The organism is Myxococcus sp. CA023, from assembly GCF_010998615.1.
Taxonomy (GTDB): domain Bacteria; phylum Myxococcota; class Myxococcia; order Myxococcales; family Myxococcaceae; genus Myxococcus.
This window is the reverse complement of the sequence record NZ_JAAEAH010000056.1, coordinates 19585-41667: the sequence shown is the minus strand read 5'-3', so window position 1 is coordinate 41667 and position 22083 is coordinate 19585. Positions and strand designations below refer to the sequence as shown.

13 protein-coding genes are annotated in these 22083 nt (G+C 63.9%); 8 read left to right on the top strand and 5 right to left on the bottom strand.

Features of this window, described 5'->3' with window-relative positions:
- Window positions 1–2 precede the first annotated feature (2 nt).
- From F8M74_RS23900 to F8M74_RS23875, 6 genes are all read left to right on the top strand, one after another.
- On the top strand, window positions 3–2732 hold the full coding sequence (locus F8M74_RS23900; protein ID WP_141254431.1) for an ATP-binding cassette domain-containing protein: 2730 nt from the start codon (window positions 3–5) through the stop codon (window positions 2730–2732).
- Window positions 2729–4840: an ABC transporter ATP-binding protein gene (locus tag F8M74_RS23895; RefSeq protein WP_141254432.1), complete on the top strand. Its 2112-nt coding sequence runs from the start codon at window positions 2729–2731 to the stop codon at window positions 4838–4840. The genes F8M74_RS23900 and F8M74_RS23895 overlap by 4 nt, the downstream gene beginning before the upstream one ends.
- Complete coding sequence (locus F8M74_RS23890; RefSeq protein WP_141254433.1) at window positions 4837–6336, top strand: TolC family protein; 1500 nt, start codon at window positions 4837–4839, stop codon at window positions 6334–6336. The genes F8M74_RS23895 and F8M74_RS23890 overlap by 4 nt, the downstream gene beginning before the upstream one ends.
- A 6-nt stretch (window positions 6337–6342) precedes the next feature.
- Window positions 6343–8091 carry a hypothetical protein gene (locus tag F8M74_RS23885; protein WP_141254434.1) on the top strand — a complete coding sequence of 583 codons (1749 nt, stop codon included), beginning with the start codon at window positions 6343–6345 and terminating at the stop codon, window positions 8089–8091.
- Window positions 8092–8099: 8 nt separating this feature from the next.
- Window positions 8100–9110: a phosphotransferase enzyme family protein gene (locus tag F8M74_RS23880; RefSeq protein WP_141254435.1), complete on the top strand. Its 1011-nt coding sequence runs from the start codon at window positions 8100–8102 to the stop codon at window positions 9108–9110.
- 726 nt (window positions 9111–9836) lie between these two features.
- Window positions 9837–10364: an integrase core domain-containing protein gene (locus F8M74_RS23875; protein ID WP_141254463.1), complete on the top strand. Its 528-nt coding sequence runs from the start codon at window positions 9837–9839 to the stop codon at window positions 10362–10364.
- 1249 nt (window positions 10365–11613) lie between these two features.
- Here F8M74_RS23875 and F8M74_RS23870 read toward each other — a convergent pair.
- Genes F8M74_RS23870 through F8M74_RS23860 form a run of 3 tightly spaced genes read right to left on the bottom strand, consistent with a single transcriptional unit; the run spans window position 11614 to window position 14970 of the window.
- On the bottom strand, window positions 11614–13374 hold the full coding sequence (locus tag F8M74_RS23870; RefSeq protein ID WP_141254436.1) for a hypothetical protein: 1761 nt from the start codon (window positions 13372–13374) through the stop codon (window positions 11614–11616).
- Window positions 13371–14060, bottom strand: a complete 690-nt coding sequence (locus F8M74_RS23865; RefSeq protein ID WP_141254437.1) for a hypothetical protein — start codon at window positions 14058–14060, stop codon at window positions 13371–13373. Before F8M74_RS23865 ends, F8M74_RS23870 begins: the two co-directional genes overlap by 4 nt.
- Window positions 14061–14073: 13 nt before the next feature.
- Window positions 14074–14970 (bottom strand): nucleotidyltransferase, encoded by an 897-nt coding sequence (locus F8M74_RS23860; RefSeq protein WP_141254438.1) that lies wholly within the window; start codon window positions 14968–14970, stop codon window positions 14074–14076.
- A 1530-nt stretch (window positions 14971–16500) separates the two neighbouring features.
- On the opposite strand from F8M74_RS23860, the gene F8M74_RS23855 reads away from it, so the two are divergent.
- Complete coding sequence (locus F8M74_RS23855; RefSeq protein WP_141254439.1) at window positions 16501–17400, top strand: exodeoxyribonuclease VII large subunit; 900 nt, start codon at window positions 16501–16503, stop codon at window positions 17398–17400.
- Window positions 17401–17869: 469 nt separating this feature from the next.
- On the opposite strand, the gene F8M74_RS23850 is transcribed toward F8M74_RS23855, so the two are convergent.
- Together F8M74_RS23850 and F8M74_RS23845 are read right to left on the bottom strand one after the other, a co-directional pair.
- Window positions 17870–18100: a DUF2188 domain-containing protein gene (locus tag F8M74_RS23850; protein ID WP_141254440.1), complete on the bottom strand. Its 231-nt coding sequence runs from the start codon at window positions 18098–18100 to the stop codon at window positions 17870–17872.
- Window positions 18101–18684: 584 nt separating this feature from the next.
- Complete coding sequence (locus F8M74_RS23845) at window positions 18685–20070, bottom strand: hypothetical protein (protein WP_141254441.1); 1386 nt, start codon at window positions 20068–20070, stop codon at window positions 18685–18687.
- A gap of 921 nt (window positions 20071–20991) precedes the next feature.
- Here F8M74_RS23845 and F8M74_RS23840 point away from each other — a divergent pair.
- Window positions 20992–21957: an IS630 family transposase gene (locus F8M74_RS23840; RefSeq protein ID WP_141254442.1), complete on the top strand. Its 966-nt coding sequence runs from the start codon at window positions 20992–20994 to the stop codon at window positions 21955–21957.
- Window positions 21958–22083: the final 126 nt, after the last annotated feature.

Sequence of the window (22083 nt, the reverse complement as noted above, 5' to 3'; positions counted from 1 at the left end):
CCATGACTCCTCCCAGGCGCCGGCGCTCAATCATTCCCGAGGTGATCCAGATCTCGGCGACGGATTGCGGCCCCGCTTCACTCAAGAGCCTGTTCGCGGGGATGGGCGCAGAGCTCAACTATCGCGTCCTTCGCGAAGTGTGTCAGACGGACGTCGATGGCACCTCGATCGTCACCTTGGATGAAGTCGCGAACCAGCTCGGGCTCGACGCCGAGGAGGTGATGCTTCCGCTCGATCACGTGGTGGTCCCCGAAGCCAATGCGCTTCCCGCCATCATCGTCACGCTCAGCGCGGGAGGACGGCCGCACTTCGTGGTGCTGTGGAATCGCGTCGGCCCGTTCATCCAGGTCATGGACCCGGCGGCGGGCCGTCACTGGACCCGGATTTCGACGCTGCTGAGCCACCTGTACCAGCACACCACGTCCGTTCCGGCGACCGGCTGGCGCGAATGGGCTGGGTCCGAGGAGGCGGTCGCGACGTTCGAGCGCCGCCTGCTGAACCTGGGTGCGACGCAGGCGCGGGCGCTGGTTGCCCGGGCGCTCGAGGACCCCGGGTATCTGCCGATCGCCAGGCTCGACGCCGCGTGCCGGGCGTCCGAAGCGATGATCCGCGCGGGCGCCGTCCGACGAGGCCGGACGGCGGCGGGTCTGCTGCAATCCATGATTGCGAAGGACGATTCCGGCGAAGTGCCCATTCCCGCTGCCTATTGGTCCGTTCGCCCCAACCCCGAGGTGGAGGGCGAGGTGTCGATGACCGGCGCGGTGCTGATGCGGGTTCGCGGTTGGCGCGAGGCTTCGCGCGAAGGCGAAGACGCGCCGAGAGCCGTGCTCGCGAGCGACCTGGCGACGGAGCTCGTCGCCAAGCAGGTGAGCCCGGCGCGAACGCTGCTCCGCCTGCGAGGCGAAGATTCGTGGGTCGTTCCGGGCCTGATTGCGGTGGGACTGGTGTTCGCCACCTTCGGGCGAATCCTGCAAGCGCTGATGCTCCGTGGCGTGCTCGACCTGGGGCGCGACCTCGGCACGTTCGCGCAGCGTGCGACGGGCATGGCCGTTCTCGCGGGCGTCGCGCTCTGCTTCATGCTCATCCAAATCCCCATTTCATTGGGATTGCTCGGCATCGGCCGCCGGCTCGAGGTGCGGCTGCGGAAGGCGTATTTCGAGAAGCTCCCCGAGATGGAGGACCGCTATTTTCAGAGCCGGCTCGCCTCCGACATGGCGTCTCGCACGCACAACATCCAGGCGATGCGGTCGCTGCCGCCCCTGCTCGCGCAGGCCTTGGTCCTGTCGCTCGAAGTCGCGAGTATCACTGCCGCGCTCATCTGGGCCGCACCGCACGCATGGCGCATCGTGCTCGCGCTCGCGGCGGTCACGCTGCTCGTACCCCTGGTCGCGCAGAAGCTGCTCTTCGAGCCCGACCTGCGCGTGCAGATGCACGCAGGCGCACTCAGCGGATTCACCCTGAACGCGCTCGTCGGGCTCACGCCGATCCGGATCCACGGCGCCGAGCGGTCGCTGCGCCGCGCGCAGGAGACCTTGCTCGTCAGCTGGAGCAAGGCGCGCTATTGGCTCCAGACGCTGTCGGTCGGGTTCGAAGGCGGGCTGATGCTGGTGAGCTACGGCCTCGTCATGCTGCTCGTCTATTCGTACCTCGCGGGCACCGAGCGGGCTTCGCTGGTGTTGTTGGTCGTCTATTGGGCGCTGCGGTTCCCCATCCTCGGCCAGCGGCTGATGATGCTGAGCCGCGCGTTCCCGAATGCGATGAACCGGGTTCGCCGGCTCCTCGACGTCATCGGCGACATCAAGGACCCGCCGGCTCGGACCGAGGCGCCAGTGCAGGAGCCTGTCGCGCCCGCGGACACCGCGAGCGGCGTTTCGATCGTGATGGAGAAGGTCCGCGTGAAAGGCGGCGGTCACACCATCCTCGACAAGGTTTCCTTGAACATCGCCCCCGGCGAGCACGTGGCCGTGGTCGGTGTCTCCGGAGCAGGCAAGTCGACGCTGGTCGGCCTTTTGCTCGGCTGGCTCCGGCCGGCGCGCGGCGTAATCAAGGTCGACGGGCAGGTGCTCGATCAGGCCGCTGTCGAGCGGCTGCGGCGCACCACGGCCTGGGTGGATCCGGCGATCAGTCTCTGGAACCAGAGCCTCATCGACAACCTCCGGTATGGCAACGACGGCGCGCACGGCTGGTCTCTGTCGGGGGCGCTCAAGGGCGCTGAGATGCTCGACATCCTCGAGGCGCTTCCAGACGGGCTGCAGACGTCGTTGGGCGAAGGCGGAGGGCTGGTCTCGGGCGGCCAAGGTCAGCGCGTGCGCCTGGCGCGCGCGATGCTTCGCTCCGGCGTGCGCCTGGCCATCCTCGACGAGCCCTTTCGCGGTCTCGATCGCGACCGGCGCGCGCGGCTCCTCGCCGAGTCCCGGCGGCTCTGGGCAGACATCACGCTCCTCTGTGTCACCCACGACGTCGAGCACACCCAGGAGTTCGATCGCGTGCTCGTGGTCGAGAACGGTCGGATCCTCGAGAACGGGTCGCCGAAGGAGCTGCTCGTGAACAAAGAGTCGCGATACGCCGTGCTCCTTCGCGCCGACCAGGAGAACCGCACGCTGCTCTGGGGCGGTGGGCGCTGGCGCCATTGGTGGCTTTCGGACGGCCAGCTGGTGGAGAGGCCGGCGCCGAAGCCGGTGGAGACGCCGGTCGCGGAGCCCGTCGCAAGCGAGTTGGAGCTGGTGGGATGACGCGCTCTCACTCCGACCTGTTGTGGCCGGTCGAGCGACTGCCCGACGCGCTGGAGCAACTGGCGCAGAGGCAAGGCTATGGCAGGGCCGCGGGAGAGATCGCTCCGCCCGCGGCGGCCGTCGAGCCGAGCCGGGTCTGGATGTTCGCGCTCGGAGATCGACTCGGGGTGGAGCTCGAGCCGATCACGCCGCTCTACCACGAGCTGCCCGACGTCCTCGAACGCGCCGCGCCCTGCATCCTTCAGGTCCGGCGAGACGGCGTCCCGTCCTATCTGGTGCTGCTGGGTACGCGGCGCGGGAAGCTGCGCCTGCTCGCGCGCGACGCCACGGCGGTTTCGGTCCAGACGAAGAGCGCGCTCGCGCTCCTGCGCGAAGAGCAGGAAGCCACCGTCGCCGAGGTGGACCAGCTGCTCGGCGGCGTGGAGATGTCGCCCCGTGCGCGCGAGCACGCCCGCTCAAAGATGCTGCTGCAGCGGCTCGGCCAGGCGCAGCTGCGCACCGGCTGGATCATGCGCCCCAGGCGCACTGCGAACCGGCGGACGCTGCTCGGCGACATCCCGTCGCTCGTCGCCGGCATCCTCGTGAGCCACACGCTCCTCTCGCTGGTGCTGGCTGGCTCGTTCTGGTTGCTCGGTCGCGCCGCGCTCCAGGCCCACCTCGAGACCGGGTGGTTCCTGGGGTGGATCGCCGTGATCGCGTGCGCGATTCCGCTACGCATGCTCGAGGTGTGGTGGCAGGGCGTGTTCTCGATTCGGCTCGGAACGCTGCTGAAGCAGCAGCTCCTTGCGGGAACCCTCAAGCTGACCCCCGACGAGGTGCGGCTCGACGGCATCGGCCGCCATTTCGGCCGCGTCGCCGAGGCCGAGGTCGTCGAGCAGCTTGCGATTGGCGGCGCCCTGCTCGCGGTGTTGTCGCTCGTCGACTTGATTCTTGCGGGCGTCATCCTCGTGCTCGGGGCGGGAGGGTGGCCCCAGGCGATGGTGCTCGTCCTGTGGGTCGTGGTCGCGTTCGTCCTCGCGCGCCGCCACTACGGCGTTCAGCGGGCGTGGTCGAGCGCGCGCGTCGAGATCACCCACGACCTGCTCGAGCGCATGCTCGGCCATCGAACGCGGCTGGCGCAGCTCCCACTCGAGCGCTGGCATGATGGCGAAGACGTCCGCTTGAGTTCCTACTCCGAAATCTCGAAGGTCATGGATCGCCGGACCATGCAGCTGACCGCGCTCCTGCGCGACGGCTGGTTGGTGCTCGCCCTGCTGACCTTGCTGCCGGCGTTCAGCACCGGTACGGCCAATGCCAGCGCGCTGGCGGTGGCCGTGGGCGGCATCTTGCTCGCGCTGCGAGCCTTCGACGAGGTCGCCGTCTACTTCCAGCAGGTCTCCCAGGCGGCGGTGTCCTTCGAGCAGATCCGCGACTTGTTGCTCGCGGTGGGCCGCCCCGAGCTCGAATCGAAAGTCCCTCTCGAAATGGAGGGAGGCAAGCCCACCGACACCACCGGCGGAACCCTCATCGAGGCGCGGGGCGTGACCTTCCGGCACGACGCGCGCACCCGGCCGGTGCTCGAGAACTGCTCGTTCCAGATCGCGCAGGGCGACCGCATCCTGCTGGAGGGCCCATCGGGCGGTGGCAAGTCGACGCTGGTATCGCTGTTGACGGGCCTGAGGACGCCGCAGGGCGGTGTGATGCTGCTGCACGCGTTGGACCGCGCGACGTTCGGCTCCTCGGGCTGGCGCAAGCGCATCACCGCCGCGCCGCAGTTCCACGAGAACCACGTCCTGTCCGGCAGCTTCGCGTACAATCTCCTGCTCGGGCGCGAGTGGCCGACCTCGCCCGAGCTGCGGACCAAGGCCGCCGCGCTGTGCAAGGAACTCGGGCTGGAGGAGCTGGTCGCCAAGATGCCCGCCGGCCTCGAGGAGATGATCGGCGAGACCGGCTGGCAACTCTCGCACGGCGAGAAGAGCCGGCTCTACATCGCGCGCACGCTGCTGCAGGGGGTCGAGCTGGTCATCCTCGACGAGAGCTTCGCCTCCCTCGATCCCGAGACCATGCGGGTCGCGCAGCGCTGCGTCCTCAACCACGCGAAAGCCCTCGTGGTCGTTAGCCACCCATGAGACTTCGATTTGCGCTCGCCCTCCTCGCGATGACCTGCTCCGGCTGCGAGCTGATCCGTCCCGTCGTCGTCAAACCGCCTCCGACGCCGAGCAGCTACTCGACCGCCGTCGATCTGCGCACCGAGCCGCCCCAACCGTCCAGCGCACCCGAGGGCGGGGTTCCAAGCCCGCAGCCGTCGAAGGAGAGCGTGCCCGCGCAGCCAGCCGAGCGCGTCACCCAGGACGCAGTCTGGTGGTCGGCGTTCGCCGATCCGGCTCTCGACACGGCCATCCAGGAGTGCTTCAGCGACAACCTGGTCCTGCGCGAAGTGCGGGAGCTGATTTACGAGAACCAGCTCGACCCCAACGTGCCGCAAGGTTGGTGGTACCCGCTCCAGGTCGGCATCCTGAACCCGGCGGGGCTGAGTCATGTCGTTGCCAACGCCAACCTTCCGCCCGCGCCGCCAACCCGGGCCGAGTACAACCTCGCCAACGTCGGTTTCGGCGTGACCTACCAGGTCGACCTGTTTGGAGCCCTCGGTGCGCAGCGGCGCGCGGGATTGAACTTCGCCGAGCAGCAGCGGCAGCTCACCGAGGGCCGCATCCAGGACCTCGCGGTGCGGATCACCCAGGTCTGGTTCGACATCCTCGAGGCCCGCGCGCTCCGGGACCTCACGCTGCGGCAGATCGACTACAACAAGGAACTGCTCCGGCTGATTCGAGCGCGGTTCGAGCAGCACCTCACGCCCCGGCTCGTGGTGCTGCAGCAGGAGCAGTTGCTGGTGAACCTCGAATCGCAGGTGCCGCTGATCGCCACCCGGAACGCGCTCTTGAATTCGGAGCTGAAGGCGCTGCTGGGCCGGGTACCCACCCCCGCCGACGACGTCGTTCCACTCGATCGACAGCTTCCCGATCTGCCGCCCCCACCGAAACTCGGAACGCCGGGCGACCTGAACGTGAACACGCCCGAGATGCGGCTCGCGGAGCTGCGCGTCGCCGAGGTCGAGCACCGCCTCAACGCGAACCTGGCGAGCTGGCTCCCGACGATTCAACTGGTGGGCAACGTGGGCGCTTTGAAGGTCGGCCTCTCGGAGCCGGCCCTGCGCGAGTCCGTCGTCGGGGTGAACCTGACCTGGGCCCTGTTCGATGGAAGGCGAGTCACCGAGTACATGCGACTGCCGATCCAGCTCCAGCGTCGCGAGATCCAATACCAGCTCGCGCTGCACACCGCGATCGGACGGGTGCAGGATGCCGTGGTCCAGGAGGAGAACGAGGCGACGAGCCTGCGTAGCCTGCGTGCGCAGGTCCAGCTCGGGCGGCAGCTCCTGGACGAGGCGAGGCGGCGCTTCGAGCAGGGGCACTCGGACTATCTGACGGTGCTCACCGCCCTGACGAATCTGGTCGGGCTCGAGCGCGCAAGTCTGCAAGCGCAGCGGCTGCTGCTCAACCATCGCGTCGAGGTCTATCGCTCGCTCGGCGGCACCTGGTCGCGCGACGTCACACTGAAGCGGGAGTGAGAAGCCATGGCACAGCTGCAAGCGGATGAGATGCTCTACATTCCCAATCGAAGGCGGCTCACGCACGACCGGCTCGACGCAGGGAATGGCCAGCAGGTCCTGCACCTCTTCTATGGCGAGGTGGAGCTCATCTTTGACGAGCCGGACATCGCGCCCTTGGGCGAGAAGCTGCTCCAGGTCGAGCAATTTCAAGCCTCCGACGCCATGGCGTGGTCGGACGGCGCGCCTCATTCCTGGGACAAGATTCGGGACCTGCTCGAAACATTGATTGAACAGCGGGTGCTGAGGCGGGTCTCGGATGCGCCCACGGGCCGCACTGCGGTGTCCTTCCCTGAGCGGTTGGGTGAGGTGCCAGCCGGGCGTGAGCCGCTCACGTTCAGCGCCCACGCCAATCGTTGCCCCGTGCTGACCGAACAGGCGTTCGGACGGGGGTTCGAGCTCTCGAACCTCGAGGTGGTCGTGCCGGTCTACCGCGTGGCGCATCCGGCGCTCGACGGTGACGGCCGGCAAGTGGGCGAGAACAACGTCGCACCGCGCACCTTGTTCCTCGACCTCCCCACCGTGCGCAAGCAGTGCCACTACGCGGGGAGCCGGTACCAGAGCGAACTCCCGATGAACGTGACCGCGATGAAGGCCATGGCGCGTCAGTGGCCGGACCTGCTCTCGCTGACCGAGCAGTTCCGCAAGGCCTTCCTCGCGCGCATGCCGCCCCGGACCCCGGGCGTGCTCACCGCGGGCGAGCTCCACATGATGGTCGTCTGCACGCTCGCGTCGGTCGGGTACGTGATGGTGCGGGGCACCCAGCCGGTGCCGAACGGAGAGCTCGACAGCGGGCTCGCGGCCATGTTCCGGCTGATTGACGGAGTTCGCCTGGTCACCAACGACCTGGTGCGCGACGTCCCCGAGCAGCCCGTCACCGCGCAATCGATCTTGGACTATGCCGAGCGTCACGCGGTCTTCCATGGTCCGCACGGCGTGTGCGCCGGGCCGCCGGCGCTGATCAACGAATATCTGCAGGTGTTGACCGGCGCGGCCCCGGCACCGATTGAGGCCCAGCCCGACATCGCAGCGCGCCTCGGCGATCTCGACGCCGCGCTCGATTACGGCCTGCTCGGGCAGCGCGTCGAATCGGTGGTCCGCTTCCTCGGTGCGACCCAGGGGCTGCTCCACGAACGGCTCCGGGCGGCGTTCGCCGGACACCTCCCGCGCACCGCGCTGCAAGAGTGCGTGGAGGCGCCCATCGATGTCGCGCATTACCCGTTGCTCCGGGACGATTTCCCACTCGCCGAGACATACCAGCGCGAGATCAAGCTCAGCCGCTGGTTGTTCGCGCGCATCGGCGAGGCGTTCCCCGGCACGCCACAGGGCACCTCGCTGGACGAGCTGGCGAAGCTGGATCCCGCCGAGCAGGCCACGAGCCAGCGGCGACTGGCCGAACTCTTCGCGCATGGGCTGCCGGGAGACAAGGTCGTGGCGGAGCCTATCTGCGGCGAGCTCGCTGGCGTCGCGGCCAGCGCGTTCGCCCTCGAGCGCCGGTGCCTGCGCGTCGTCGAGCGCGAGCAAGCGCTGCTGAACCAGCGGCTCCGGCGCCCGGATCACCCCCTGACGGGCACAGACCTCGCTGTGTTCACGCGGCCGCGCAATGGCCCCCCGTTGGCGGAGACCCTCGCGCGCGGCCTGGGCGTCTCGGTCACCAGCGACTCTGCCTCGACCGTGCTGGGCTACGGTGAGAGCCGCCTCACGTTGAAGGAATAGAGGGTTCGATGCATCCAGAGCTTGTCCGCCGCTTCCACGAACCGATTCGCGATGAGGCTGCGCGTCGGTATGGCCTGTCGCCCGAGCAGCTCACCGAGCTCGCGGCCTTCGAGAACTTCGTCTACGAGGCGGAGAACGACGACGGCGAAGGCCTTATCTTGCGCATCTCGCACAGTACGCGGCGAACGATCGACTACACGCTGGGTGAGGTCGAGTTCGTTCGCTATCTGGCCGCCGCGCGCATTCCAATCGCCTCGCCGATTCTCTCCGAGTCGGGGCAGTTCGTGGAGCGGATCGAAGACCGCGAGCCCGGCAGTTACTTCGTCGCCACCGCGTTCGAGCGCGCGCCGGGCATCGTCTTCGACGACGCGCCTCCGCTCAAGGAGCGCTACTGGAAGCCCCCCTTGTTCCGCGACCTGGGCCGGCTGTTCGCGCGGCTCCACAACCGCGCCCAGACCTACGCGCCTTCGAGCCCCAGGCTCAAGCGCCAGGAATGGCATGAGTACGACGTGGTCGACATCGACCGGTTCGCGCCCCCCGAGGAGAAGCTCGTTCGCGAGCGCACCGCGGCAATCATCGAGCGATTGAACCGGCTACCTCGAACACCGGAGAGCTACGGGCTGATCCACGCCGATCTCCACATGCACAACTTCTGCTTCGCCGAAGGGAAGATCACCGCGTTCGACTTCGACAACTGCGAGTACGCGTGGTTCGTCAAGGACATCGCGGTACTCCTCTTCTACATCGCGCGAGGCGAGGCTCGAGAGGCGCGCGACGAAGCGGCCGCTGCGTTCCTGGGGCCGTTCCTCGAAGGGTATCGGGAGCTCCGACGGATGGATCGCGAGTGGCTCGCGGCCGTGCCGGACCTGCTCGCGCTCCAGCGCTCGATGAATTACGCGCTGTTCCACCAGTATCGCGACCCGGCCGTGCTCGACGAGAGCACGCTCGACCGGTGGGGGCGGTTCCGGCGCGACATCGAAGCGGACACACCCGTCCTGCAGATTGATTTCAACGTATAACGAGCACCTGTGACTACCGGATAGTCGAGGCCGGCGAGAAGCGTGCGTCGGCGAACGCGTCATTGCATGCACAGTCCTACGGATGGGTCCGAAGAATGCTGGGTTTGACGGGGCGAAAGAGGGTGAGTGTGCGCGGTTCCCTCTGTGATGCCATGCGGTCCGTTACGGGGTGCGGCAGAATTCTGGCGTGCTGGCTACGGCCGGCAAGAATGGCAGGATGAGGGCCTTCGTAAAGGCGCTGGCTCAGACGTTGCGCTCGGTCTTGCGGAGCCGTTCGGAACTGGCTCTGGAGAATTTGGCTCTTCGCCAGCAACTCGCGGTCTTTCGCGAGAAGCGCCCATCACCGAGGCTTGTACGGGGCGATCGCCTCTTCTGGGTATTTCTCCAGCGCTTCTGGCAGGGATGGCGGCGTCCACTGTGCCTAGTGCGGCCGGCGACGGTGGTGAAGTGGCATCGGATGGGCTTTCGGCTCTTCTGGCGCTGGAAGTCCCGAAGTCGGGTGGGACGTCCTCGGGCAACCCTGGAGCTGAGGGCGTCGATTCGGCGCATGGCCGAAGCCAACCCGACATGGGGGCCCCGCGCATTCACGGGGAGTTGCTGAAGTTGGGGATGGAGGTAGGCCAGACAACGGTCGCTCGTGACATGCCCAGGCCGAGAAGGGGAGCGCCGAAACCATCACCAACATGGCGGAACTTCTTGCGCTTGCATCTGGCGGAGTCCGCAGGGATGGACTTCTTTGTCATTCCGACTGCGACGTTTGGGGTGCTGTTGGGATTTGTGGTTGTGAATCACCGGGACAGGCGAATCCTCCACCTCAATGTGACAGCGCACCCGACGGAAGAATGGACGAAGCAGCAGTTGCGAGAGGCCTTTCCCTGGGCCAGTGCTCCGAGGTACTTGCACCGAGATCGGGACAAGCTCTACTCCGAGGGCGTTCGCGCCACGCTTACCTATTTGGGGATTCGCGAGGTGCCGAGTGCAGCACGGTGTCCGTGGCAGAATCCCTATGCGGAGAGAGTCATCGGCTCGATACGTAGGGAGCTGCTGGACCATGTCGTCGTCCTGAACGAAACTCACGCTCGGCGCCTGCTGCGCGAGTACCAGCGCTACTACAACGCGAGCCGGACGCACCTGTCGCTCGGGAAAGATGCGCCCGAGACGCGTGAGGTGCAGGGCCCGGAGCAAGGAGCCAAGGTGATAGAGCTACGGGAAGTCTTCGGGCTCCACCACCGGTACGAGCGCCGCGCTGCGTAGCGTCTCGGTTCTTCCAACAACACCCTCGCAGATGCGCGCGTGCTGCACCAGCCTACTTGCGTTCGCAGGACGGGATGGGAGTGTCCACACGCGGGCAGAGAGGTGTTGAGGCGTCTGAGCCGGGCGTAATTCCGACCTCTATCAAATGGAAGAGAGGACCCAGCGGCTCGTTATGCGTATCGCTCACGTCATGACGTGCGTTTTGACGCAGCTTTAACGCGTTCATGACGCAGCGACCGAATTTTGGATAGGCACAGCCCGGCGAAGTGGGGGCGGAGGATCGATGCTGGAGCCGAATCTCGTTGCAACCTGCATTTCCGGTGCCCCCTTTGCAGAGAGCAGAAAAACAGGCGAGCGACGACTCCAGAAACAGAGAGAGGCGCCTTTCCAGAAACCTCAGAGCGGAAAGAACGGGCCTCCAGGGGAATGTTGTTAACCGCCTCCCCAAAAGTTAACGACACTTGTTAACCGCTCTCGGCCTCTCTCTCCCCAGAACGGGTGAAAGAGCGGTTCCGAGAGCCCAATCGGCGGCGGAGGAGAGGGGGCATCTCGGGCTGCGGAGTCGAGAGCCGAGCGGGCCCTCTTCAGCATCGCGAGCCAGAATCCCTTGTGATTCAGGGGCTTAAGCACGAAGGCCCCGCGATGTTCATCGCGAGGCCCATGTAAAACAAAAGGGCCCTACCGGTTGGTAGGGCCCTTCGTTCAGCTCCCCGAATGAAGTCCTGCGCGAACTCGTTCTCGGCTTCTCTCTAGAGACTGCGACAGAAAACACGAGAGACATTCTGGGGTTGCGCGCTCCGTTCACATTCGGGGGCCGATTGAGTCTCCGCAAACTTCGCCGCCGTTGTCCCCGGATATCGCGGACTGGGATGGCGTCCAGCATACTTCAAAAGAGGAGGCCGTGGGGGGCATCGTACAGGCCTGGGTGGTCATGCAGGACCTTGTGCAACCACGGGGTGGGCAGCACCAACTCCTGCGTGTCCGGCCCTTCTCGTGGCCCCGGGTTGAATCAATGATGGCCGTTCATTCCGGTGGTGGCGTCGCTCAAAGCAACGCGCCGGTGGCTGTGCACAGGGAGGGCGCCCGGACTGAAGCTGGCGGCAGGCTGGCCCGGTTTTGCTGGCCGGGTCGATGACGTCACCCGCTTTGTCGCACTGCCGGATGCAGAACCGATGCCCCCATGACGCAGCGACCGAGTTTTGGCTAGGCACAGAGTTACACCACGCGTGACGCCTCCTGGCTGGCGACCCTATGCGCACGGCTCGGACTCGAAGTAGTCCGCCGTGCACTCTGGAACCGGAATGAACTCTGGCCACTGAATCATGAATTCGCCAACATCCATCGGCTCGCTACTAATCCTATTCAGCGCGGTGTTGATTCGAGCGCACTGTGACTGGTCAATGTAGAACCGATGTTTGTCCAACCACCCAATCACGGAGTGATAGTTGTCTCGCGTTGCGGCCTCAAGCTTCGTGACATGCGCCTCTACGACACCCTGCTGAATTCGCGGTCGAAGCACAGGAATGACGTCCACTGTACCGTCGTCCGACACGACGACTGCAAGCCGGGCTGTAGCCGACCCTCCGACATACCGAATACCCGAGTTGTAGCGAGCCCCTCGCGAGGGAGTGCATTCCGCTCTTGCTGGACCGTCGAGAATCACACCGATTGCATGGCAGATACAGTGTGGGTCAATGATGATAGTGCCGTCAATGTTGCTAACGCGACGGTAAAGTTCGGGCGTCAATTTCGTGGGAACGATCTTGGTTCCCTGGCCACTCAGCCTGGCGGCCTCCTCCCGAGCGTCTTGCGCAACAACCAGCATGCTTCCATGTTGCTGCCCAATAGCGACGTCGAATAGCGCTGTGAAGCTGGTGACATCCTTAGATGTTGCCACGGGAAAGAGCCGTTGAAACGTGTCGATTAACCGCGCCTTTGGGAACCGCTCCTGGGGCAACGAAGGGAGGCCATACTTGCTCACGAGGAGCACTTCGTCGCCGCAAGATAGGCTCCAGTGGTGATGGTTGTGGAACTCGACCTCAAAGACGTTCTGCGTGGCCCACGGATCAACATCTCGCGCGACGTCCCCCAGTCCAAGAATGCTTTCGCAGTTAGAGATTAGCGCCGTTTCTGACGACGCCATTTGCAGAATTTTCCGAGACCACCTTGGCTCATGAAAGGGCACTGGGTCGGCGAGCGAGAGTGCAACATCGACCGCACCACCATCCGGGTTTGCCAGCAGCAACCTTCCGGTGCCCTCGGTACCTTCGTACATGAGCGAGGAGATCAGGTTGAATCTCTCGTAGAGGTTGGGGCCACCATAGTTCTTATGGCCAATCAGCAGCCTTGGCGTGTACATGAAGGCCGCAGCAGCGCGCCGCACGATCTCTTCGGGCGAAGCCGACCCGCCGCTCAGATTGCGCCCTGGATCGGGGCGAAGGAGTTCGTCGTAAGCTGTGCTGAGAACTTGCGCAATTGCTGCGCGGATGAGACTCGGGTACCCCGAAAATTGGCCGTCGCTCACCGGCTCACGAAGAGGGCGAAAGCGCTCGAAAATGGCTGCCGGCACCTGGAGGACTGGGACAACGTAGTACCCTCCCACCGGTGCAGGCGCACCCGCGAAGGAGCGAACGCGCTGCTTCTCATCGTAGGGAAGGAGTGCGGCTTGGACTGCCTTGCGAACCGAGTCGCGCCGAATTTTCTCGGGCTTCTCTCGCATGCTCGGCTCGTCCCCGTAATACATGTTCTGAAGCGGATGCGCCTTGATGATCCGCTCTATTGCAGCAGGCAAGTCTGCAAAGAGATCGAGCGGCCATTGACCATCCTCGGGTTCAACGCAGACCTCGTGACGTACGCAGGCATGTGGAGTCTTTGCTCCGACAAGCAGGCATTGGGCTTTTGCATCGTGGGCGCCGAGTTCTCGCATGACCAAGTTCGTCAGATACTCGAACTCCCACCGGTAATGGGATTGGTACCCCCACATAAATAGGCTGATGGTTTTTCCGCTCACGACAATTTCTCCCCAGTCCCACTGCTTCCAGAGGCAGATTTCGTCGCGCTGGTCGTGGCTGGTTCTGGCGGCAGTAAATCTTGTGCCTCGCTGAATGAGCCAACGATCGAATCGTGTCGGGCCAGCGTCCGCAGTTCTCCGCGCGAATTACGGTCTGTCCAGTAGTGCCCGGCGAGTTCCTTCACCGGCTCTCCCTGCACGTCGAACACGATGGCGCCGTAGTGGATCGGGCTGCGGTCGCGAACGGAGAGCTTTGGCTCGTTCCGGTAGACGGCTGCCAAGCGGTACGTGCCATCGACGGACTTGTTGATCTCGGCTGCGACGAGTTCGGATGCCGACTCGGCCGTAAGCATGCGGATGCTGAGCGTGGAGAACGTTTGCCGCACAACAAGGTACGCGGTGCGCGGTCCGACCATCTTATTCGTCGATGGATCCTTCCAATCACTCTGGAGCTCGACGCACCATGTGCCTCTCAAGTCTGGTCGAGGGACGAACCACCCGCTGAGGATACGGAGCCGCCACGCCCACAGATCGAAGGCGACGAGCAGCAAAAGGAGACTGCCGACGACCGTCGAGAACGGGCGGAACCAGCTCCCGTTCACTGCGACGCCCTCGAACACGAGCAGGCCTCCCCAGAGAACGGCAGCAACAAGAATAATGGCAGACAGATGCAGTCGGCTCAGCATGACGGTCCCTCGTTCATTTGAAGCCCGCTCGGTTCCACGCCGCGACGACAAAGCTATTCACGTCTTCCCTCGTCCAGGGCTGGCTCATTCTAAATAGGTACTTTAGCTCGTTGATCTCGCCCCACTCGTTGCACTCAGCATCGGTGAGCGTGTTCGCAAAAAGGTGAAACAAGATCGCGCGCAGGTTTTCCGCGTACTCGTCGTGGACGAACGCTTGGGTTGGCGCGTTCCAGACCAAGCACTCGATCAGGTACGACGGGATGGGCTCTGCGGCGGTGTTCCCCTCAGCGACCATCTCATCCCGCAGCCGCTTGAGTACGCGCACCAGCTTCTTGAATCGCGTGTTCGTGAGGGCGTTCTTCGCCGTCCCGTTCTCGTAGTTCTGGTGGGGCCAGTTGATGATGCGCCCGCCATTGTCGGGGCGCAGCTCTGTACCAGACGTGTATGAGTACTGCCCGCTCTGGACCAGATAGCGACGATGCTCGAAGGTCGGGACCACATCTGCGTCCACGCGGTACGTGTTCTCGTGGAGGTCGAAGGCCTTGTTCCCGCGCGTGACGGCATCTGCGCCCAAGTAGCTTTTTAGCGCGTGCCCGACGTCTTCCTTGAACTCGGCATAGGTGTACGTGGCGTCGACGAGGCCGAAGTCCGGCGTCGAATAGCCGTCAGGCACGTCGCTAAAGCAGACGTCCATGCAGCGCACGCAGATGTCGACATCGCTGTTGGCGCGTACATTTGTACCATTCCGGTACGAGCCTTGGGGGAAGACCTCGATGTTTCTCGTGGCGAACGCCGGGTACGACCGGATCGCGTTGCGCACAACCCTCTCGGCATTCGTGCAGCGCTGCTCCTCCGTTCCGGTCGGCGGCTTGGACCACTCCCTGAAATCAGCTTCGAGTGGATGGGTCATAAATCCCTCCATGACCGCATTGCGTGGCCAACAACTAGGCCGTAAGGCCCACAGGCGCTCTTGACAAGCGCGACGACCTCCTCGGATCGGGCATCGTCACCGATCGCGCCCGTAAGCGGTGCCCAGTAGCGCAGGGCGGTGACACTGGTCGTTGCGAATGTTAGCTCGGTGTTTGAGGAACGCTTCTTCATCATGACGGGCATGGACGGGGAATAGGCTCCAACGTGCTCGCCGTTTTCGCAAGCAGCTCTAGGGCGTGCACCGCACCGGGTTGTTGAGATACCAGGTGGGTCGTAATCAGGCCACCTGTCTCAACTGCATCAACTCCAGCCGGGCCTGACTCGGCGAGAGGTGGTCGTGGTCTTCCGTATGTCCGTACTTGTTGTTGCGGTGGGGCCACTCCCGCCGGCACGCGCAGGTCCTCTACAGTGGAGAAGGTTCGCCCCCAGAGCAGCTTCTCTTCGCGGGTGCAGACGAAACGCTCGGCGCAGCCGTTGCCCTCGGGACTGTGGCGAAGGACGGGCTGGCGGCACCCAGGAAGCGAAGTTCGTCCTGAAATGCCTTCGAGGTGAACCGGCTGCCGTTGTCGTGGCGGAGGGCCCAACCCCGTGGCCACGCCTCGGCTGTACGCATCGAAGCGGCCCTTGACGCCCTGGCGCAGGGGCTCGGGGGCGTCGAAGCGAGTCCTCACCCAGGCCGCGTGGATACCGGCGCACTCGGCGGTGACGTGGTCGACGACGATGAAGACGGTGGCTTGGCCCGCCCTCGTCATCAGAGGGCAGGTCGCGTCGGTGCCCGACATGTCGTCGGCCCTGGCACCTGGACGCCCCTCGGGGTGCCGAGACTCACCTGGCGCTTTGCGCCCAGGTGAAACAGTGGTCGCGCGCTCCTCGCTCACTCGCATTGACGCTCTGCCCGACGAGAGCTTGACGCTCACCGCACAGGTATGCCGTTCAGCGGCGAACGCGCGATGGATTATGCAGGTCCTTCTTGATGTAACGAAATCCTTGAAATCCACGCATGCTTATCTCGCGAGGCATCTTTTCCAGTGGTCCGTTGAGAACCACCATATCCCCAGGTCCATCTACCCGCCTTCCTGGCCGACTTCCGACCTTCATTCCTCGGTGCTGCTTGATGCTTCCTATCTGGCCGTAACCACAGATTCGCCCTTGGTACACGACGTAAAGCACCCCACCCGCAAGCTCGTCCTTCCTCAGGATCCTCTTGGGAAAAGGGTAGCGAACCTCGTCGCGCTCAAAGAGTGAATCAATGTGCTCTTGGCGCTCTGTCCTCTCGATAGTCATCATCAAGTTCATTGCATCCCCCTTCTGTTGGCGCGTTCGCCGATGCTGAGAATGTACTACGGCAGAAGCGTCCGCGTAGGTTCCACCCGGCCGACAAGATTCCTCTGCTACGGAGCAGTTCGAGAATTCTGGGGCTCTGCTGACCCAGTTCGCCAAATCGTGTCAACCCCATCTGGCATACCTCCACCCACAAGTCGGGTGTGGTGCCCGATGCGAGGGAGGGCGCATGCAGCGGGGACTTGGAAAGCAGAAACCGCAGTACTTCTCCATCCGGTCGGTCATCCAGCTCATCTCTAACGACGTCCAGCCCATGGCGCGAAAGGCCTTGCCGCCGCGGGAGATGATTCTGGTGGGTGAGGTCGTGGAGGTGCGCGGGCGCAGTGTATGTCTGGCCGACACCCGTGGCTTCGACAAGCGCGTCTGGGTGGTGCTTCCGGACGATTGCACTTGGCGCCCTGGGTTGGCGCACATGGTGGAGTTCGAGGGCAGTGCAAGGGCCTTCGTGGATGAGGAGCGTGGCGGCATCGACGTGCGCTTCATGGCGAAGAGTTGGACGGACCGCGGCCCCTCGAGTCGGCATGTCCGACATCAGGCCGAGCTCGACGCCATCGCAGCGGGACGCCAGTCCCCACCGCCGAAGGTCACCAGGCCCTTCACGCGCGTGGCGCTCGTCACGTCCGAGGGGAGCGAAGCGGTGGCGGACTTCAGCGGTCAGCTCGAAGACACCATCGGCACCCGCGTTCAGGTGGAGCTCATTCCGGTAGGGCTCTACGACGAGGAGTCCATCGCGGATGGTCTCCGCCGGGCGCAGGAGGGCGGTGCGGAAGTGGTCGTCCTAGCCCGCGGAGGGGGCTCGCGGATTGACTTGCAGCCTTTCAACTCGCCGGTGCTCGCTCAAGCCCTTTGCCAGCTGACGAAGCCGTGTATTGTGGCCGTGGGGCACGCCAGGACGAGGGTGGAGGCACAGCGCTTCGCTGCCTACCGGGCACGGACTCCTCCGTTGCGGCGCACCTCGTCGCTCGACTCTTCCGGCGAGTCCAGCCGCTGCCGAAGCAGTCCACGCCGGTCCGTATTGTCACGCCGCTGCCTGCTACGGCCCAGGTTCCCACTGCCCCGCGTCCCGTAGTCGTGCTGTCTTCTGGTGGCGCCTCCCGCACTCCAGGCCCTGCGGAGACTTCACGCGTGCGGGAGCTGCCCGTGCAGCTAACCTCGGCAGCGCTGCACCATGAAGAGGCGCGGCGGACGTCCCGATGGCTTAGGAGTGCGAAGCGAGTGGCCTGGAAGGTCTACTGGGGACTCGTTTGCGTCCTCGCGCTCGGCTTGGCCTTCGTTGTGGGATGGAAGGGGGCATCGCGATGGGACGGCCTTGTTCGGCCCGAGGCGTATCCTGTGTCAGGTCCCGGTGTACCGGCGGTGGATTCTCCTCCTCCGGCAACTGTCGCGCCCGTGAAGAAGGAGGCTCCGAAGCGAAGGCAGCGTGCTCCTTCAGCAGAGTCGGCTGGCGCCTTCGAATAGACGCATTAGCCGAGCTTTGGAGGGCCGCTGCTCGCGGTAACGAGCGCGAGCAGCGCAAGGGGCTGTGGGGCAAAGCTCAGCTACCGCCGGTCCTTCGGCGGGTTGGGATCATTCCCATAGCTGTTCTTCTCGTGAATCTCCCCGGTCTTCTTGTGAATGACATGCTCGGACTCGTTCGACCGTGCAATCGACCGGCCTCTCTCGACCGCAGTTTCCTTCTTGTGGTGGTGGCTAACGACTTCACCACCGACCTTATTGTCCCACCCCGAGCCACCCTTAGACGGAACGGTGTGGACATTCTTCTTGGTCATTGCTGGCTTCCTTTCCGGCCCGATTGGCGCGGAGAAATGGGTTCTCCCTTAGGTAATCAGGGCGGAAATGCGCGTCAACCTGCTGGATTCACTGCCATTTCGGCCATGTCAGACCCGCGTGGTAGGGGCGGGCGCTCACCGCGAGAAGGCCCATCTGCACATGATTGACTTCGTGTCTAGAGCAAAGCGCACAAGGGAGACTTCCCGCCTCCTTCCATGAGAGCCCTTGCGTGTTGAGTGGGCGCAGGAGTTGGTTATGTCCTCTCGCGAGGGGCGGAACCGCATATTTGCGAGACTGGGGTAGGGAGGTCGGATGATGGAGTCTTGAACCCACCCCCGCATTTTGCATGTCCTCGTCGCGTGGATGCGAATCCAGACATTAGTGGGCGAAGGCTCGATGCGCCATAGCCTCCTTGGTGGTTCCACCCCCTCCGCAGCGTCAATGCAGTCGGCCGACGACCTCGCGCGTCCCGGTCAGCTTCATTTACCCATTGTCGTTCTCGGACTTGATGCGAGCAAAGGACGGCCGATTTCTTGGAAAGTGCATGTTTTTGTATGCCTTGGGACCCTGTACCAGAATGGTTCTACTGGAAGTAGTCGCAAGAGTATGGTGGAGAAGTCACCGTTATTGAGCCGTCAAGTGGGTTCCAGTCATACGAAACCCCGTCGGCCGATGCGGAAGTCAGAGAGCCTACCCCGGTCCTTGCTGGAATGTCGGTAATTGTGCCGTCAGGACGCCTTACTGACGCACTGACCGTCCACTCGCACTCCCAAGGGGGCTGATCTGAGGTTAAGGAGGGGGTCTTTAATGGGTCGAATACCGCCAGTCTGGTGCTTGTGTTGTAAGTTGCTGGGCGCGACGATGTTCCAGTGATTGGTTGCTTTGCCGGTGTTTTTGTCAGTCGTCGCTGGGTGATAAATAGTTCTGCACCACCAGACTTGTTGCTGCCTGTGCACAGAAAGCCTTCCTGTTCAGGAACCGTCCATTTGGCACGCCCGCAATTGTTATCTCGAAAGTGGCTGTGGTCTCGATCTCCATTGCAGCCAATCCAGTTGACCGTTGTTGAGTCGAGTTCCCAGCCAGGGTCGGCGCAAAGCGCGAGATCTCCGTGCTTGTCTCCTTGGCATTTGTCGTTGGGAATCCATGTGCTGATGGATTTCGTTTGCCGTTCGTATGTGCCGCAATTGGCTAGTGCGGAATATGAGATTTTGAACTCCGGAGCAGGTGCGACCACGAGAAACGTCCTTAGCTCAATCGGTTTTGACCTACATCCATGCCAAGACTGACTTCGGTACTTGATTACAACCGGAAAAACTCCGGCCTCGCTAATGGAAGGATAAACTACAACAATCGAACGGTGATCGGCTGAAACCACAGGCACCTCGTTGCCGGCCTTGCCCAATGCCACCGTGGGCATACCGCATTGTTGCGGTGAGAGTCCGGGGAATCCGCCGACAATCCGAAAAGGCGTGGGTTCGCGACCCACATACATGCCCATTCGCGACTGATACCCCAGTGCATAAGACAACCCCACAAACGGCATGTCTTCGCGCCAAAATGATATGTCTCCACCTGTTGCGGCAAGCGAAGCAGTTGCTCCTTGGATAATCAAGTGTGCATCGCTGCCTGCGCACTTGACTGCGGCGTCAATCACCCCGCGCGCTTGGGTGGCGATGACTGTTGCTCGATCCGCCACGGTGCGCGCAGAGGAGTTGAGTTCATTGAGGGGTTTTGTGATTTGAGTTCCTAGGACGCTGTCTAGTTGAGATATTGCAACCTTTACTTCGTTGGAGAGTCGCGTGGTAAGTTCGTCGCCGAGTATGTGGGCGCGCGCTTGTATGTCTCCGAGAAGCCCCTGCAGTGCTTGCTTGAGTGCTACGCCAGTCGCCGCGCTTGCAAGGTTTGATGCCGCAGTTGCTCCTATTGGTGCTGAGGAGCGTTGGACCCTTGTGGTGGCGGATGAGAACATCCTCCCTTGTGACAGCGGGCCGCCTCCAGTCGATGCACAGCTGCAGATAAGCAGAAGTGGAATAAGCCTCAAGTTTGCTCTCTCCTTTCTTGGTGGTATTCAAGTACTGCCGAGTCGCCGAGGGCTCAAACGGAAGTAGATGCTTTGAAGTGTACAGGACGCTTTTCTCGAGGTTGCCATCGGGAGTGATGAGTTGACACCGATGCCAATGCCCTGAGGATCTAGCGAAGAGATTCACTAGATGACCTGTCGCCGTCGGCGCTCTCTTTACGGGCCGCTGGTGCTGGCGAGCGTCAAGATAGGCGGCGCATGAGAGGGCTCATCCAATGCACTTCATCTCGTGCTCAGCAGGGGAGGTTCGGCGAGGGGGCGCGACGGCCTCATGGCCGCAGCGTAGGCTCGGCACTGGGCGCCGCACCATCACCAGCCGTTGGTGTAGATGGCTGCCGAAACAGTAGGAATCTGTCCACGGTTGAGTGAGGGGCTTGAGTTCAGGCCAGTGCTTTCCGAATGCTGGCCGGTGGCCCCCTGTCGCTGAGTGGTCCCGAGAATGTGGGGCACTGGGCGGAGTGAGCTTGCCCTTCACTTGGCGGGGCACGCGGTGGCCGGAAGCTTGGAAAACCGGTCGAGTCGATGACCAGGGAGCTGTGTCTCCTCACGACCGCCAACACGCAGCCGCTCTTGAGGCGCTACGCTAAACCACCGCTCGTGATTCTCGATCGGGGTTGGTGAGCGGGCGGGCGCGCGGGGCGATAGGAAGAGGCAGGGGCACATCCCGTTCGGCTCTGTGTGCGCAGAAGACCAGGAATCAGAAAGGCCCCGCCCAGGGACAAAGGTAGTCCCCGTCTTTCGCGACTGCAGCGCCGCTCCCTCATCCGTTGGGGTGAAAGGAGCGGCTGCCCGCTCACCCTGCGGCGGTGCATGGCGGTGGTGGGAGTGTCGCGCGGCGAATCGTGCAGGCAGGTAGCACGTGCTCTGGCGTGCGCCACCTCCACAGTCGTCTCTGCGGTCAATCGCTACCGGACGGGACGGCGTAAAGCCCTGTTGGACCGCAGGGCGGCCAATGGCGAGGCGAAGGTGGATGAGCGCTTCCTCGCCATTCTCTCGCGCGTGCTGGCGGGTACTCCCGAAGAGGTGGGTTGGTGCCGCCCGACGTGGACACGAGAGTTGCTCGCGCTGGAGATGGAGCGCCGGGGCCTGGCGCGGGTGTCGGTTGCCACCATGGGCCGTGCGCTTGCCACCCTCGGTGCGAGCCTGAAGGCGGCCAAACCCGTGGTGGGCTGCCCTTGGCCGGGCTGGAAGCGGCGCCGGCGTCTCTTCGAGTTGCGGTGCCTGGAAGCATGTGCCCGGTCCGACGAGCCGGTCCTCTATGTGGACGAGGTGGACATCCATCTCAATCCGAAAGTGGGACGCGACTGGTGCCTGCCCGGCCAGCGCCGGGTGGTGCTCACGCCAGGCAACAACAAGAAGCGATACCTGGCCGGCGCCCTGGACTCGAAGACGGGCCGCCTCACCTGGGTGGAAGGCAAGTCGAAGGCCAGCTCACTCTTCATCCAGCTGCTTTGGCGCATCGCCGGTGAGTACCCTGGCGCCCCACGAATCCACCTCATCCTGGACAACGCCTCCATCCATAGCAGCCAGAAGACGAGAAAGGCGCTCGAGCAACTCGGCGGCCGGCTTGTCCTCCACTTCCTGTCGCCTTACTGCCCGGACGCCAATCGCATTGAGCGCGTCTGGCTGGACCTCCACGCCAATGTCACTCGCAACCATCGCTGCCGCACCCTCCAGAAGCGCATGCGGCGCGTCCATGCCTACCTGCACGCTCGCAACGCCCAGCGGCGTGCCAGTCCTATCCTCCGCAAGGTCCATCTGCGGAGCGCCGCCTGAGCGCGTGCGAGATTCATGATCGGGCGTTTAGTCTCCGACGACGTTTATCCGATGGCGCGGAAGGCCTTGCCGTCGCGGAAGATGGTTCTGGTGGGTGAGGTCGTGGGGGGCGCGGGCGCACGGTGT